Raw genomic sequence first — 14,010 nt, 5'->3', positions numbered from 1 at the left:
CACTTTTGCCGGTGTAGCTCAACTGGTAGAGCAACTGACTTGTAATCAGTAGGTTGAGGGTTCAAGTCCTTTCGCCGGCACCACTTCATGTACGAGCCATTAGCTCAGTTGGTAGAGCATCTGACTTTTAATCAGAGGGTCACAGGTTCGAATCCTGTATGGCTCACCACTTTATTGGCAAATGCCAACATACTGCGGGTGTGGTGGAACTGGCAGACACGCTAGACTTAGGATCTAGTGCCTTCGGGCGTGGGGGTTCGACTCCCTTCACCCGCACTTTTTTGCGGAAGTAGTTCAGTGGTAGAATACGACCTTGCCAAGGTCGGGGTCGCGGGTTCGAATCCCGTCTTCCGCTTTTTCACTCTTGCCGGGGTGGCGGAACTGGCAGACGCACAGGACTTAAAATCCTGCGGTAGGTGACTACCGTACCGGTTCGATTCCGGTTCTCGGCACCATTTATAAATATGCGCCCGTAGCTCAATTGGATAGAGCGTCTGACTACGGATCAGAAGGTTGTGGGTTCGACTCCTGCCGGGCGCGCCATATTTAATCAAAAATTATACATAACATAGTCGGGAAGTAGCTCAGCTTGGTAGAGCACTTGGTTTGGGACCAAGGGGTCGCAGGTTCGAATCCTGTCTTCCCGACCACTTATTGGGGCCTTAGCTCAGCTGGGAGAGCGCCTGCCTTGCACGCAGGAGGTCAGCGGTTCGATCCCGCTAGGCTCCACCAATAATATAAGTTTATAACTGACTAATTGTGGCGGCGTAGCTCAGCTGGCTAGAGCGTACGGTTCATACCCGTAAGGTCGTGGGTTCGATCCCCTCCGCCGCTATCTAAGGACCTTTAGCTCAGTTGGTTAGAGCAGACGGCTCATAACCGTCCGGTCGCAGGTTCGAGTCCTGCAAGGTCCACCAGTTTAATTAATGTACGGAGGAATACCCAAGCCCGGCTGAAGGGATCGGTCTTGAAAACCGACAGGGGTGTTAAAGCCCGCGGGGGTTCGAATCCCTCTTCCTCCGCCATATTTATTAAAACAAACCCTTTACTTTGCTAACTTGTTATGTTACAATAATGTAGTCGGGTTGAAAAAGAAGTTTGAAAGTATTTTATTGTCGCGGGGTGGAGCAGTGGTAGCTCGTTGGGCTCATAACCCAAAGGTCGCAGGTTCAAATCCTGCCCCCGCAACCAAGGTCCCGTGGTGTAGCGGTTAACATGCCTGCCTGTCACGCAGGAGATCGCGGGTTCGATTCCCGTCGGGACCGCCATTTTTATTTTAAAGAATTACAATGTGGCTCAGTAGCTCAGTCGGTAGAGCAAAGGACTGAAAATCCTTGTGTCGGCGGTTCGATTCCGTCCTGAGCCACCATTAATGCGGGTGTAGTTTAGTGGTAAAACCTCAGCCTTCCAAGCTGATGATGAGGGTTCGATTCCCTTCACCCGCTCCATGAGGGGCCTATAGCTCAGCTGGTTAGAGCGCACGCCTGATAAGCGTGAGGTCGGTGGTTCGAGTCCACTTAGGCCCACCATTCCGCAGTAGCTCAGTGGTAGAGCAATCGGCTGTTAACCGATCGGTCGTAGGTTCGAATCCTACCTGCGGAGCCAATATGGGGAAGTACTCAAGTGGCTCAAGAGGCGCCCCTGCTAAGGGTGTAGGTCGCGAAAGCGGCGCGAGGGTTCGAATCCCTCCTTCTCCGCCATACGTTTTGGCCCCTTGGTCAAGCGGTTAAGACACCGCCCTTTCACGGCGGTAACACGGGTTCGAATCCCGTAGGGGTCATACCAAAAAGAGACAATGCACATATAATTGTGCATTGTCTCTTTTTATTTAGTAGATTGCTAAATATAAAATTAGCAGCAGCGTGTGGTCTGAAAGCTTTAAGGTTCATTCCGACGATACTCGCGGTTCTCCGAGTCTCTTGCCCGGTTATATTATTACATATGGAAAGGCTGGTGCTGAAAGTTACAATAACTTTCAGTACCAGCCTTTTTTCTTTATTTTTTATCATCTACATAACTGTCGCCTTTATGATAAGGTATATCGCCAAGAGGTGATTCTAACCCTTCTGCATCGAGCTCTTCTTTGTATTCTTCTGATTCCTCACTGTGCACGACGCCAGCAGGTTTACCTCTGATATCTGATACAGCAAAATCTTCATATTCCTCTGTAGCTTCGTCACTATCATCATCATAAAGATCAGCATAATCACGATTTTCATTACCGCTAAAATCAGAAGGAGTTTCGGAAGTGCCGGACCTTGCGATTTCTTGGAAACTGTCTTCGTAATCTCTTCTGTCACCGGATCTACGTTCGGCAAATGAATTCGGTTCTGCCATAATTAAAATATCTTCCTCTACTGGACGATCCTCGGGAACGGATTGTTCTGCATCTTCAATACATACAGTTGTATACGGAATGGCTTCTAAACGTTCGTATTGAATGTTCTTTCCGCATACTTCACACGTCCCGTACGTTCCGTCTTTGATAGCCTGGAGTGCATGCTGGACTTTTCCCAGCTCGTCTTCCGCATGTGTGTTCAGCGCTAGATCCTTTTCACGTTCATACAATTCAGTTCCCATATCAGCTGGATGATTATCGTACATTGATAGCTCTCCAACCGAATCTTGGGCTGACTGCACCATCTCTGTTTCCTTTTCGGTCTGGGTTAAACGTTCTTCCATAGCATGTAGTTCTTTTTCTAAAGTTTGTATTTGTTGTGTAGTTAGCAATTCATTCACGACCCTTTCTGTATGGCTTTCCTTAAATAGTAATGGCGTTTGGGGAAAGCTTTATTACTTCAGTCATTCCCTATTTCTTAGGAAGCGTAAACCTTTCCAACAAAAAAACGCCTACCTTTTGCAGTGTAGACGTTTGAGATATGGTTTATTCAGATGAAATGAGCGATAAGTATTCCGATGCCGAGAAGAAATCCAAACAATGTATTGGTCACTCCTGTGTCTTTCATAGCCGGCATCACGTGAATCGGTTGCTCGTATTGCCTGAACGTTTTAATTGCATGAAGCGGTTTAGGTATACTTAGAAGAACAAGTAAAGCCCAAGCGGATACATGACCAGTAAGAACAAGTACGATAATCCAAACATAGGACACGATAAAGAATGAGGCGAGTATGGTGACAGCATTTGAGCGTCCTGTCAGAATTGCTAATGTCTTGCGGCCGCCTTTGGTGTCTCCTACGATATCACGTATATTGTTTGCCATCATGATCGCTGCGACGAGCAGCATACTTGGCACGGACAGTAAGATTGCATTTCCTGTAATAGTTCCTGTCTGTATGAAGAAAGCAATTAAAATCAACAGCATTCCCATAACAAAACCGGATACTAACTCACCAAATGGTGTATATGCGATGGGGTAGGGACCGCCGGTATAAAGATAGCCGATCAACATGGCGATGGATCCAACTACTGCAAGAACCCAGGAAGTTTGCATGCAAATGTAGATGCCTAGAAGAACCGACAGGCCATATAATAGCAATGCTAAATTAAGGACAGTTTTCGGTTTCACGCCATTTCGTACAATTGTGCCGCCAATGCCGATAGAGTGCTCATCATCGAGCCCCCTCTTGAAGTCGTAGTATTCATTGAACATATTCGTTGCCATTTGCAAGAATAAGCTTGCCGTCAGCATAGCCAGGAATAGCGGAAAATGAATGGCTCCATATTGCAGTGCGATCATGGTGCCTAAAAAGACAGGTGCAAAGGCTGCGGTTAATGTGTGCGGTCTTGTGAGCTGCCACCAAACGCGCCAGCCGGTAGTAGATTCTATTGTGTGTTGCACGTGTAATCTCTCCTTATTTATAATCAATACTTACTATTATACAACAAAAGCAATCTGTTAGGTATGGTGATTGGTCAACCGAACGCATTTATCGAAGGACCTCGAGAACAGGAAGACTTATCATACTAAGTAAAGCATTCGATGTGATAGAATAGAGGTACTTATAGTCCGGCTACTATATGGCTGGAAGAAATTTATCGACAACATATTGAATGATAGTAAGGAGAGAGTAGGATGAACCGGAAATTGACCGATCGAGCGAATTTAGGTCAGACTGTAGGAACGGAAGCTCGTTTTTTTACGGAAACAATAGAAGTGGAAACGCTTGATCCGCTTGCCTTTTTTGAAGCAGGGCGTTCACATTATGGCGATCATCGTTTTTTTTGGCAAAATGCAGATAAAACAGTCAAGCTGGTTGGCGTTGGTCAGGCAGCCGTACTGACTGCTGACACACACCGCTTTCAATCGATATCCAGACAATGGAAAGCCCTTTACGGAAGACTGATCAAAGAGGAAAAAGATATGGATCCTGTGCTGTTCGGAGGGTTTTCATTCGATCCACAAACGAGACAGGATGATGAATGGACTGCATTCCCGGCAGCGTATTTCACGGTGCCATTGATTCAATTGAAAATTGATAACGGTAAGACATACGTATCGATCAATTATGTTACAGACGAGCTAGAGGCAGCTGCTCAGTTTGAAGGGCTGCGTCAAGAACGTGACCGCTTGATTCATATTGCGCAAGTAGATGAGTTCACATTACAAGGTAAGCCAGCGATCGTTTCACAGACGGAATTGGCTACTGATCGCTATATGGAGGCAGTCGAGAATGTGACTTCCCAAATTAAAGCGCAGGTGGCGGAGAAAGTTGTCATTGCGCGTAAGATCAAATTGTCTTTTGAAGAGGAATTTCAAAAAGCAACTGCCCTGCACGCAATTACGAATGAACAGCAAGCGAGCTATCATTTCGGTTTGCAAATAGGAGAAGAGATGTTTTTTGGTGCGACTCCTGAGCGACTTGTGGAAATTTCAAAAGGACAAGCATATTCAGCCTGTGTAGCCGGCTCCATACATCGTGGAAAAACAGCCCTTGAAGATCAGCAGCTTGGCGAACAATTGCTGCGTGACAAGAAAAATCGGGAAGAACATCAATATGTAGTAGATATGATTACGGAAGTATTTTCTGAGTTCTGTTCCTCCTTGCATGTGAATAAAACACCAAAACTATTGAAGGTCCGAGATATTCAACATTTATTCACGCCAGTGGAAGGAAAATTAGCTGAAGATCAGGACATTTTCCGTCTCGTGGAAGCCCTTCATCCGACGCCTGCCCTCGGCGGGGTTCCGCGCAAGAAGGCGCTTGCGATCATTCGGGATGAAGAGCAAATGGACAGAGGGTTTTATGCAGGACCGATTGGTTGGACGGATGCAGCAGGAAATGGAGAGTTTGCTGTCGCAATTCGTTCAGGACTGCTGTCTGGCAAAGATGCCTATCTATATGCAGGCGGAGGTATCGTGGCGGATTCCATGCCGACTGAAGAGTATAAGGAAACATGGGTAAAATTCAGACCTGTTTTGCGTGCGCTCGGAGGAAGTTTACATGAATGATCATCGTGCAGGATTGACGAACTATGTGCTTCGTCTAACAGAAACTTTGGTGCAACAAGGAGCCAATAAGGCGGTCATCAGTCCAGGTTCCAGATCGACGCCGCTTGCTTATGCATTCTCAAAGTCCGAAGATATGCAGACTTTTATTCAAACAGATGAACGTTCTGCAGCATTTTATGCACTCGGACTGGTGAAAGCGACTGGACGGCCAGTCGTTCTGCTATGTACGTCGGGTACTGCTGCATCGAATTATCATCCGGCAGTAACAGAGGCCTATTATGCTCGTCTGCCTCTTATTGTCATCACCGCAGACCGTCCGCATGAACTGCGTGAAGTCGGTGCTCCGCAGGCGATAGACCAGATTCGTATGTTTGGGGAGCACGTTAAAGAAAGTGTAGACTTTCCTGTTCCCGAAAACCGTGCAGAAATTCTGAATTACATGGAACAGCGGGCAGTCCGGCTGCTTGCTGTTGCGAAAACTGCACCACAGGGTCCTGTCCATCTGAATGTGCCGTTTCGGGAGCCGTTGCTAATTGATTTAGAAGGACAGGCACCGGTCAGCAGGTTCCAACAGCAATTCATCGGTGAAGCCTCGTTGTCTAATGACATGAAGGATTTCTTACAGCAAGCGATAACTAAGTCAAAGCGAGGTATTTTGATCATCGGTGAACAGCCGCCTGAATTGCAGAAAGAGCAGTTCTGGCAATTTGCTAAGTTGCTTCAGTGGCCGGTATTATGTGACCCGCTATCCAATTTGCGTTCGCAGGTACCAGCTGACTGTATCGATTTATGTATCGATCAATATGACGCATTGTTAAAAAGTGAAACATTTAGCGAAGGGGTACAGCCAGACTGTGTCATCCGTTTCGGACCACAGCCTGTTTCTAAGCCATTAACGTTGTTTTTAAAGAGGGTCTGTCCAAAAACATATATTGTAGTGGATGAATCCCCAAATTATCGCGATCCCTTAGGTCTGACAACGCATCATTTGCAAACTACAGCAAGGAGTGTTTGGCAGGAGATGGATGTCTGTCTTGAACGGACTGACTATACAAATCAATGGCTTCAAGCGAACCAGATTTCCACTGATGTGCTCAATGATGAAATGTATTTTAACGGAGATGAAGGGCATATCGTGCGTCAGTTCATTGCACATCTGCCTAATAAAGCTGATGTCGTGTGCAGCAGCAGTATGCCGATACGTGATTTGGATACGTATTTTAAGAAGACCGAAAAAGATATTTCGCTATTTTGCAATCGGGGGACAAATGGTATCGATGGCGTAGTTTCGACTGCTCTTGGTATCCAAGAAGGCCGCAAACGAACTACCTATTTATTAATTGGTGATTTGGCGTTTTTACATGATTTGAATGGATTGATCATATCCAGATTACAGGAGACAGATTTAACGATTATCATCGTCAATAATAATGGCGGGGGCATCTTCTCCTATCTGCCTCAAGCATCTGTGGAAGACTATTATGAGCAATTATTCGGTACTCCGACGAATTTGACATTCAATCATATTGCGGCGATGTATGAAGCGCAGTATGATGCGGTGTCTACAGTGGAGGCATTTGAAAACGTAATGCAAGCGACTAAAACGTCCAGCCTGCGAATGATTGAAGTCTTTACGAATCGTGCGGATAATGTGGAAGCACATCGGACGGTATGGCGAGAAATCGCGAAGAGGGTGGAATGCATTGAAGGCTGAAGTCATGGACATCCGTGGAATTCAAACCTATGTAGAACGCCATGGAGATGAGCAATTACCGGCGATTGTCCTGTTGCATGGCTTTACGGGCTCAACAGATACATGGCGGGAAACGATCGATATACTTCTGACACAGCATTATGTCATCACGGTCGATTTAATTGGTCACGGCAGAACGGCCTCTCCAACGGAGCCAGAACGTTATCAAATGAATGAACAGATTGAAGATTTGCATCAGTTATTGGCAGATCTACACATTGAGCAGCCCATTCTGTTAGGGTATTCAATGGGCGGAAGAGTAGCGCTTGGCTATGCCGCAACGTATTCCGACCAAATTGCCGGCTTGATACTAGAAAGCAGTTCACCTGGTTTAGGAACGGAAGCTGAACGGACTACACGCTGTGTTGCAGACGCAAAGTTAGCGGAGCGAATCGAAAACGAAGGAATCGAGAAATTCGTCGATTTTTGGCAGGAAATTCCCCTTTTTCATTCGCAAAAAAAACTTTCGGATGAGAAGCAGCTGGCTGTGCGGCTTGAGCGACTGAAGCAGCAGCCGCTTGGCTTGGCAAATAGTCTGAGGGGAATTGGGACAGGAAGTCAGCCATCATATTGGGATGAGTTGACGCATTTTGAGTTTCCAGTTTTGCTCATCACGGGAAGTGAAGATGAGAAATTTGAAAATATTGCCCGGGAAATGAAACGATTATTGCCAAATGCCTTGCATGAAACGATAAAAGACGCGGGACATGCAATTCATGTGGAAAAACCGCGGCAATTTGCTACAATGATAAAGAGCTATCTGAAAACAGTTGGAAAATGAGGAGGAGTTAGTATGACCCGTCAATGGGAAACGCTTCGTACATATGATGATATTAAATATGAAATGTACAACGGCATTGCAAAAATTACGATCAATCGTCCAGAAGTGCGAAATGCATTCCGGCCGAAAACCGTTTCTGAAATGATTGATGCATTTTCACGAGCAAGAGATGATCAACGTATCGGTGTCATCGTGTTAACAGGTGAAGGAGAAAAGGCTTTCTGTTCAGGAGGCGACCAATCTGTTCGCGGTCACGGTGGATACGTAGGTGACGATGAGATTCCTCGCTTGAACGTGTTGGATCTGCAACGTCTAATTCGCGTAATTCCGAAGCCGGTTGTCGCAATGGTTGCTGGTTATGCAATCGGTGGCGGCCACGTTCTGCATGTTGTTTGTGATTTGACAATTGCAGCTGATAATGCACGTTTCGGACAGACTGGACCGACTGTTGGTTCATTCGATGCTGGTTACGGATCTGGTTACTTAGCGCGTATTGTGGGCCATAAGAAAGCGCGTGAAATCTGGTACTTATGCCGTCAATATGATGCGCAGGAAGCACTCGACATGGGTCTGGTCAACACAGTTGTTCCTTACGATCAATTGGAAGATGAAACCGTACAATGGTGTGAGGAAATGTTGAGTAAGAGTCCGACTGCATTGCGCTTCTTGAAAGCTGCAATGAATGCGGATACGGATGGACTGGCTGGACTTCAGCAAATGGCTGGAGACGCTACACTTCTTTATTACACAACGGATGAAGCGAAAGAAGGACGCGATGCATTTAAAGAAAAACGCAAACCGGACTTCGATCAGTTCCCGCGTTTCCCTTAAACGTTTTAAAAGCTGCCTATAATGGGCAGCTTTTTCATTACACTATTTAATTGGAGGTTGTAGTTTCTTATGATGATCCCGAATTGGTTGCATCAGCGTGCGAAGGTGTCTCCAGAGCTGTCCGCTTTGGTGGGAAAGGAAGGGCAATGGACTTTCCGTGAATTGTACGAAGCGTCGCTTGGAATCGCACAACAGCTACATAGTTTTAATATTGCATCGGGTGATAGAGTAGCTTTATTGAGCCATTCCAATGAAGAGACCGTGTTATTCATTCATGCGTCCTGGTTATTGAGTGTGGAAGTAGTGTTTCTCAATAGCCGACTTACTGAAGACGAACTAGAATGGCAAATTAACGATGCGGAAGTTGAGATAGTGGTCGTCGATGACCGGGTTGCCCAGACTCCTATTCTAGACGGAGTGGAATGTTTGTCCTATTCAACTATTCGCCAAGCGGAACGAAAAGAATTCGAGGTAGTGGAACTGTGGGAAGAAGATCGGACGCTTTCGGTCATGTATACTTCAGGCACCACAGGCGTTCCAAAAGGCGTGCGTCAGACAGCCGGCAATCATACATCTAGTGCTCTGGCTTCTGTGTTGAATCTAGGATTAACGGATCGAGATTCTTGGCTTTGTATGATGCCGTTATTCCATATTAGCGGCTTATCAATTATCATTCGTTCCGTTATTTATGGAATGGAGACGCGACTTTACGAAAAATTTGATGCAAAAGAGGCCGCAGCACAGATTACAGCAGGAACAGTAACGGCTATGTCAGTTGTTGCGTTGACATTAGATCAAATTGTTCGGGTCATAGAAGAAGGGAACAGTAAAGCCCATCCGACATTCCGGACGATGCTGGTCGGCGGTGGGCCCGTCCCGCTTGATTATTTAGAAAGGGCTGCTGAGTGCGGTTTGCCTATTTTACAGACGTACGGCATGACGGAAACTTCTTCTCAAACTGCGACTCTCGGGAAAGTAGATGCTGTTCGTAAATTAGGATCTGCCGGAAAGCCGCTGTTTTTTAATCAGATTAAAATTAAAGGGACAGATCAGGCGAGAGAAGTGGGTGAGGTCCTTATAAAAGGTCCACATGTCACACCAGGGTATATTGGAAGCCAAAGTAACCGTTCACCACTCACGGGAGATGGCTGGCTCGCTACGGGTGATGCTGGATATTTAGATGAAGAGGGATATTTATTCATCGTTGATCGACGCGCAGACTTAATTATTTCTGGCGGAGAGAACATCTATCCTGCTGAAATTGAAAACGTCCTATTGGCACATCCCGCAGTTAGGGAAGCGGGGGTTTGCGCAAAAGATGACGACCAATGGGGACAAGTCCCAGTAGCCTTCCTCATAAGCGATCAGGTTTCAGAACAGGAGATACTGGCGTATTGCGCGCAACACTTAGCTCGCTACAAAGTACCGAAAGAGATTCGATTTGTCGATCAGCTGCCGCGCAATGCGTCCAATAAGTTAATGCGTTTCGAATTGAAAAAAAGTCTATAAAAAAACAGTGGAGTCAACCCCACTGTTAGTTGCTTAATGCTTTTTTTAATACTTGAAGATTCTGTTCCATCAGAGAAAAGTAATCTTCATCATTATCGATATCTTCATTTGTCAACACACTCAAATTGTGCAGAGTCAGTACTTCTGCATTGAGTTCTTTCTGAATGACTTCTGCTAATTTAGAGCTGACATTTTGTTCGAATAAAATATATTGAATGTCTTTCTCTTTTGCTTCTTGAACAAGTGCAGCCAACTGTTTTTGGGAAGGTTCGTTTTGTGAGTCAAGTCCCGAGACAGCAAGTTGCTGAAGCCCATACGTATCCGCTAAATAACCAAAGGCAGCGTGTGAGACAAAGAACGTTTTATTCGGTGCTTCATCCGCCATTGTTTTATATTGGCGATCCAATTTTTCCAAATCGTCATACAGTGTATCGAAATTTTCTTGGAATTGGTCTGCGTGTTCCGGCAATTCATCGGTTAACTCATCTTTAATCTTCTCGGCGAGCAACGTGCTTAAAAAGGGCGAGATCCATACATGCGGATCAACTGCGGAATCATGACCATGATCGTGATTATGGTCTTCCTCCTCGTGTTCATGTGAATGACCTTCGTGATCATGTGAATGTCCTGGCTCCAACTCTTCCGGGTCTATATCATCTGCAATAGAAACGAGTTGCACATGTTCATTTTGCAACGTCTTTTCGGTTTTCTGAACAAAACCTTCTAAGCCAAGCCCGACGTAAAAGAACAGATCCGCTTTCGCTAAGGACATCATATCTTTTTGAGTGGGTTCGAAAACGTGTTCATCTGTTCCAGGCGGATAAATGGATTGAACGTCAACAAACTCTCCGCCAATACGTTCTGTAAAATATTGAAGGGGATAGACGGTCGTGTAAATAAGAAGCTTAGTGGATGAAGGAGATTCATTTTCATCTACTGCCTTTTTGCTGCATCCGCTTAGCAAAAGCAATAGGGCAACAGCTGCGAGAAAGTAACGATTTTTCATTTTAATAGGCCTCCATGACGGTAATAGGAATGATTACTATTTAGGTAACTTACTCATCATACAAGATTATTTTTGTGAATGCAACATTCGTTTACTTCATTTTTTTCTAGACTTCTTCATTGGGATTGGATCAAACCCGCCTTCGTGAAAAGGATGACATTTCAATATTCGTTTCACAGCAAGCCAGCTGCCTTTGAGTGCGCCGTGTGTTTCAATTGCTTCTACTCCATAATGTGAACAGGTAGGATAAAACCGGCAAGAAGGCGGAAACATAGGTGATATGAACTTTTGATAGAAACGTATACCTAATAATAAGACTTTCTTCAACATATGAATCACCTTCCGATGTAATTAGGTTTAGTTTACTGGCAAAAGTGGTAAAATAAAAGAGAGAAGCTTAAAAATGATTAGGAGAGTGTTTTTTTATGTCTAAGGAATTAATTCAAGAATTGAACAAGCAAGTATCTACGTGGTCTGTAATGTATGCAAAGTTGCATAATTATCATTGGTATGTAAAAGGAAGTCATTTCTTTACTCTCCACGCAAAATTTGAAGAGTTATACGACGAAGCGACAGTGCATATGGATGAAATTGCAGAGCGAGTACTGACATTAGGCGGAAAACCGACTGCTACGCTATCTGAGCATTTGGAAAGTTCGGTAGTGAGCGAGGCAAATGGAACGGAAAAAGCGAATGATATGGTCCAAGCGTTAGTAGATGATTTTGATAAGATTATGAAATCGTTGAAAAAGGGAATGGATCTCGCTTCAAAAGATTCAGATGATATGACAGAAGATATGCTCAATGCGGTTTATCAGAGCATCGAAAAACACCAATGGATGCTGAATGCATTTTTAGGCGAAACGAATGAATGAAAATCCTTCATTTCGCATGAAATCGGCCGATAGTAAGAAGTGAATAGTAGGAAGGAGTGAACGAAATGGATATCAATTCAATCATGTCCAGTCAGTTGAGAAGCTTGCAATCAACCGTTCAAATGAGTGTTATGACGAAAGCTCTTTCAATGGAAACTTCTGCTGCAGCCGAAATGCTGAATAATCTGCCTGCCGCTACTCATCCCCATAAAGGGGCATCTGTGGATATCAAGGCTTGATTGCAAAACACACGTCTCGTATGATTGAGATGTGTGTTTTTTTAGCGATGGCATCGAAATGAAACACTGTGAAAAAATAAATTAAATAACTTTTATAGGAGGTTGACCATTATGGGGCATGGCCAATTTTTGCGTAATTTGATAATCGAAACACCTTCCAAACCGGGAAATCTCGGCAAAGTAACGATGGCGATTGGGCAGTTGAACGGCGACATCGGAGATATCCAGACGATTAAGGTAGGAACACTTTCTACGATTCGAGAAATCGCGTTACAATGCAATGACAAGGCTCATTTGGAAGAAATCGTGGAAGCCATAGACAATTTAAAAGGCGGCATAAAAGTTCATACTGTAACAGATGACGTTCTTCAGGCGCATGAAGGCGGAAAAATCCATATGAAAGCCACGCATGAGATTCGTTCGCTGGCAGACCTCCGTAGAGTCTATACACCCGGTGTTGCGAATGTCTGTAAAACAATTCAAGAAGATCCGGAACAGGCGAATTATTTCACGGGCATTTCCAATACTGTAGCCATTGTAACGGACGGAACGGCCATTCTAGGACTAGGAGATATTGGCCCAGTTGCAGGCATGCCCGTAATGGAAGGGAAAGCCGTGCTGTTTGATCAATTTGTCGGCATCAGCGGGGTTCCAATTTTATTGGATACGAGTGATCCCGACCAAGTTGTAGAAACAGTGAAGCATATCCACAAAGGATTTGGTGCGATTTTATTGGAAGACATCGGCTCACCTCATTGTTTTGAAATCGAAGAACGTTTGAAGAAAGAATTGCCGATTCCCGTCATGCACGATGATCAGCATGGGACAGCAGTCGTTGCACTAGCAGCCGCATTAACGGCAAGTCAACATGTCGGCGTGGACCTAGCAAATGCATCAGTCGGACAAATTGGTTTAGGGGCAGCGGGCCTAGCAATCAGTAGAATGTTCATGGCCTATGGCGTGAAAGAGATGAAGGGGACCGACCTGAACCCGAAAGCCAAGGCCATGTTGGCGGGATTTGGTGGAACAGTTGCAGATTCAATGGAAGAGATCATGGAGACATGTGATCTCGTCATTGCAACGACGGGAGTTGCAAATTTAATCAAACCGGAAATGATCCGCAAAGGACAAATCATCTTGGCACTGTCGAATCCGAATGCGGAAATTGCCCCTGACGAAGCTTTGGAGGCTGGCGCAGCTTATGCAGCAGACGGCCGCTTAGTGAACAACGTCCTCGGTTTTCCAGGCATCTTCCGCGGTGCATTGAACGCAAATGCAAAAGCCATTACCTACCCAATGCTTATTGCGGCGGCACTTGCCATCGTCGACAGCACAAAACGCGACGATCTGGTGCCTCATCCACTGGATCCCAATGTGCATATAAATGTCGCGTTGGCAGTGGAAAGAGTTGTCTACGAAGAACAAGCAAAATAAAAACATGGAGCCTATTAACAATTCGTGGAGGTTAATAGGTTTTTGTTTTTTTGTCTAGGATTTTGAGGATCGAAGTAAGAAGCACCTCTTTATTATTTTTATATAATATTTTCAAATCTATATTTCAATGAGACTTCCAGGGGATAGCGCGTAAGAAGGAGGATCACCGCA

At 45.1% G+C, this 14,010-nt stretch carries 12 protein-coding genes and 19 tRNA genes; 27 read left to right on the top strand and 4 right to left on the bottom strand.

Translation table 11 applies throughout. The annotated features are described in order from the left end of the window. The first annotated feature begins 7 nt into the window (after nucleotides 1–7). From B5D59_RS12910 to B5D59_RS12820, 19 genes are all read left to right on the top strand, one after another. Nucleotides 8–83: transfer RNA gene (locus B5D59_RS12910), tRNA-Thr, on the top strand. Nucleotides 84–93: 10 nt separating this feature from the next. Continuing rightward, nucleotides 94–169: transfer RNA gene (locus tag B5D59_RS12905), tRNA-Lys, on the top strand. A 25-nt stretch (nucleotides 170–194) separates the two neighbouring features. Then, nucleotides 195–276: transfer RNA gene (locus B5D59_RS12900), tRNA-Leu, on the top strand. A 7-nt stretch (nucleotides 277–283) separates the two neighbouring features. Continuing rightward, nucleotides 284–355 (top strand) — tRNA-Gly (locus B5D59_RS12895). Nucleotides 356–366: 11 nt separating this feature from the next. Continuing rightward, nucleotides 367–455, top strand: a tRNA-Leu gene (locus B5D59_RS12890). A gap of 11 nt (nucleotides 456–466) precedes the next feature. Continuing rightward, nucleotides 467–543 (top strand) — tRNA-Arg (locus B5D59_RS12885). Nucleotides 544–573: 30 nt separating this feature from the next. Next, nucleotides 574–650, top strand: a tRNA-Pro gene (locus B5D59_RS12880). A 6-nt stretch (nucleotides 651–656) separates the two neighbouring features. Next, nucleotides 657–732: transfer RNA gene (locus B5D59_RS12875), tRNA-Ala, on the top strand. 29 nt (nucleotides 733–761) lie between these two features. Continuing rightward, nucleotides 762–835 (top strand) — tRNA-Met (locus B5D59_RS12870). 5 nt (nucleotides 836–840) lie between these two features. Beyond that, a tRNA-Ile gene (locus B5D59_RS12865) sits at nucleotides 841–917 on the top strand. Between the two features lie 15 nt (nucleotides 918–932). Beyond that, nucleotides 933–1,025, top strand: a tRNA-Ser gene (locus tag B5D59_RS12860). 91 nt (nucleotides 1,026–1,116) lie between these two features. Then, nucleotides 1,117–1,191: transfer RNA gene (locus B5D59_RS12855), tRNA-Met, on the top strand. 1 nt (nucleotide 1,192) lies between these two features. Then, a tRNA-Asp gene (locus B5D59_RS12850) sits at nucleotides 1,193–1,268 on the top strand. A 25-nt stretch (nucleotides 1,269–1,293) separates the two neighbouring features. Beyond that, nucleotides 1,294–1,369 (top strand) — tRNA-Phe (locus tag B5D59_RS12845). Between the two features lie 5 nt (nucleotides 1,370–1,374). Beyond that, a tRNA-Gly gene (locus tag B5D59_RS12840) sits at nucleotides 1,375–1,448 on the top strand. 4 nt (nucleotides 1,449–1,452) lie between these two features. Beyond that, nucleotides 1,453–1,529, top strand: a tRNA-Ile gene (locus B5D59_RS12835). A 1-nt stretch (nucleotide 1,530) separates the two neighbouring features. Next, nucleotides 1,531–1,605, top strand: a tRNA-Asn gene (locus tag B5D59_RS12830). A 4-nt stretch (nucleotides 1,606–1,609) separates the two neighbouring features. After that, nucleotides 1,610–1,700 (top strand) — tRNA-Ser (locus B5D59_RS12825). Between the two features lie 8 nt (nucleotides 1,701–1,708). After that, nucleotides 1,709–1,780 (top strand) — tRNA-Glu (locus B5D59_RS12820). Nucleotides 1,781–1,995: 215 nt separating this feature from the next. Here the strand turns inward: B5D59_RS12820 and B5D59_RS12815 are convergent. Both B5D59_RS12815 and B5D59_RS12810 read right to left on the bottom strand, forming a co-directional pair. Beyond that, nucleotides 1,996–2,739, bottom strand: coding sequence for a TraR/DksA C4-type zinc finger protein (locus B5D59_RS12815; protein ID WP_245799524.1), 744 nt, complete (start codon nucleotides 2,737–2,739; stop codon nucleotides 1,996–1,998). A 149-nt stretch (nucleotides 2,740–2,888) separates the two neighbouring features. Next, complete coding sequence (locus B5D59_RS12810) at nucleotides 2,889–3,800, bottom strand: 1,4-dihydroxy-2-naphthoate polyprenyltransferase (protein ID WP_078818236.1); 912 nt, start codon at nucleotides 3,798–3,800, stop codon at nucleotides 2,889–2,891. Nucleotides 3,801–4,034: 234 nt separating this feature from the next. On the opposite strand from B5D59_RS12810, the gene B5D59_RS12805 reads away from it, so the two are divergent. From B5D59_RS12805 to B5D59_RS12785, 5 genes are all read left to right on the top strand, one after another. Beyond that, nucleotides 4,035–5,411 carry an isochorismate synthase gene (locus tag B5D59_RS12805; RefSeq protein ID WP_078818235.1) on the top strand — a complete coding sequence of 459 codons (1,377 nt, stop codon included), beginning with the start codon at nucleotides 4,035–4,037 and terminating at the stop codon, nucleotides 5,409–5,411. Continuing rightward, complete coding sequence (menD, locus tag B5D59_RS12800) at nucleotides 5,404–7,125, top strand: 2-succinyl-5-enolpyruvyl-6-hydroxy-3-cyclohexene-1-carboxylic-acid synthase (RefSeq protein WP_078818234.1); 1,722 nt, start codon at nucleotides 5,404–5,406, stop codon at nucleotides 7,123–7,125. The genes B5D59_RS12805 and menD overlap by 8 nt, the downstream gene beginning before the upstream one ends. Further along, entirely contained in the window at nucleotides 7,115–7,945 is an 831-nt protein-coding gene (gene menH / locus B5D59_RS12795; protein WP_139366016.1) for a 2-succinyl-6-hydroxy-2,4-cyclohexadiene-1-carboxylate synthase, read from the top strand. The genes menD and menH overlap by 11 nt, the downstream gene beginning before the upstream one ends. A gap of 12 nt (nucleotides 7,946–7,957) precedes the next feature. Further along, nucleotides 7,958–8,776 carry a 1,4-dihydroxy-2-naphthoyl-CoA synthase gene (gene menB / locus B5D59_RS12790; protein WP_009497987.1) on the top strand — a complete coding sequence of 273 codons (819 nt, stop codon included), beginning with the start codon at nucleotides 7,958–7,960 and terminating at the stop codon, nucleotides 8,774–8,776. Between the two features lie 69 nt (nucleotides 8,777–8,845). Then, nucleotides 8,846–10,285 carry an o-succinylbenzoate--CoA ligase gene (locus tag B5D59_RS12785; protein ID WP_009497986.1) on the top strand — a complete coding sequence of 480 codons (1,440 nt, stop codon included), beginning with the start codon at nucleotides 8,846–8,848 and terminating at the stop codon, nucleotides 10,283–10,285. Nucleotides 10,286–10,310: 25 nt separating this feature from the next. Here the strand turns inward: B5D59_RS12785 and B5D59_RS12780 are convergent, their stop codons facing one another. Beyond that, nucleotides 10,311–11,291, bottom strand: coding sequence for a metal ABC transporter solute-binding protein, Zn/Mn family (locus B5D59_RS12780; protein WP_009497985.1), 981 nt, complete (start codon nucleotides 11,289–11,291; stop codon nucleotides 10,311–10,313). 96 nt (nucleotides 11,292–11,387) lie between these two features. Next, nucleotides 11,388–11,621 (bottom strand): membrane protein insertion efficiency factor YidD, encoded by a 234-nt coding sequence (gene yidD / locus B5D59_RS12775; RefSeq protein ID WP_425441354.1) that lies wholly within the window; start codon nucleotides 11,619–11,621, stop codon nucleotides 11,388–11,390. A gap of 95 nt (nucleotides 11,622–11,716) precedes the next feature. Between yidD and B5D59_RS12770 the strand changes: the two genes are divergently transcribed. From B5D59_RS12770 to B5D59_RS12760, 3 genes are all read left to right on the top strand, one after another. After that, complete coding sequence (locus B5D59_RS12770; RefSeq protein ID WP_009497983.1) at nucleotides 11,717–12,166, top strand: Dps family protein; 450 nt, start codon at nucleotides 11,717–11,719, stop codon at nucleotides 12,164–12,166. 65 nt (nucleotides 12,167–12,231) lie between these two features. Continuing rightward, nucleotides 12,232–12,405 (top strand): putative motility protein, encoded by a 174-nt coding sequence (locus B5D59_RS12765; RefSeq protein WP_009497982.1) that lies wholly within the window; start codon nucleotides 12,232–12,234, stop codon nucleotides 12,403–12,405. A gap of 111 nt (nucleotides 12,406–12,516) precedes the next feature. Further along, a complete protein-coding gene (locus B5D59_RS12760; RefSeq protein WP_078818233.1) occupies nucleotides 12,517–13,839 on the top strand; it encodes an NAD-dependent malic enzyme in 1,323 nt (440 codons plus the stop codon). Nucleotides 13,840–14,010 lie beyond the last annotated feature (171 nt).

Source organism: Sporosarcina newyorkensis (genome assembly GCF_900167515.1).
Classification (GTDB): domain Bacteria; phylum Bacillota; class Bacilli; order Bacillales_A; family Planococcaceae; genus Sporosarcina; species Sporosarcina newyorkensis.
The sequence above is the reverse complement of the archived record's forward strand: the minus strand, read 5'-3'. Positions and strand labels throughout refer to the sequence as shown.

Bases quoted from the DNA above. Each gene is read 5' to 3' on its own strand.
- B5D59_RS12785 (WP_009497986.1), top strand. From the start codon at position 8,846: ATGATGATCCCGAATTGGTTGCATCAGCGTGCGAAGGTGTCTCCAGAG.
- B5D59_RS12765 (WP_009497982.1), top strand. From the start codon at position 12,232: ATGGATATCAATTCAATCATGTCCAGTCAGTTGAGAAGCTTGCAATCA.
- yidD (WP_425441354.1), bottom strand. From the start codon at position 11,621: ATGTTGAAGAAAGTCTTATTATTAGGTATACGTTTCTATCAAAAGTTC.
- menB (WP_009497987.1), top strand. From the start codon at position 7,958: ATGACCCGTCAATGGGAAACGCTTCGTACATATGATGATATTAAATAT.
- B5D59_RS12780 (WP_009497985.1), bottom strand. From the start codon at position 11,291: ATGAAAAATCGTTACTTTCTCGCAGCTGTTGCCCTATTGCTTTTGCTA.
- B5D59_RS12760 (WP_078818233.1), top strand. From the start codon at position 12,517: ATGGGGCATGGCCAATTTTTGCGTAATTTGATAATCGAAACACCTTCC.
- B5D59_RS12770 (WP_009497983.1), top strand. From the start codon at position 11,717: ATGTCTAAGGAATTAATTCAAGAATTGAACAAGCAAGTATCTACGTGG.
- B5D59_RS12805 (WP_078818235.1), top strand. From the start codon at position 4,035: ATGAACCGGAAATTGACCGATCGAGCGAATTTAGGTCAGACTGTAGGA.
- menD (WP_078818234.1), top strand. From the start codon at position 5,404: ATGAATGATCATCGTGCAGGATTGACGAACTATGTGCTTCGTCTAACA.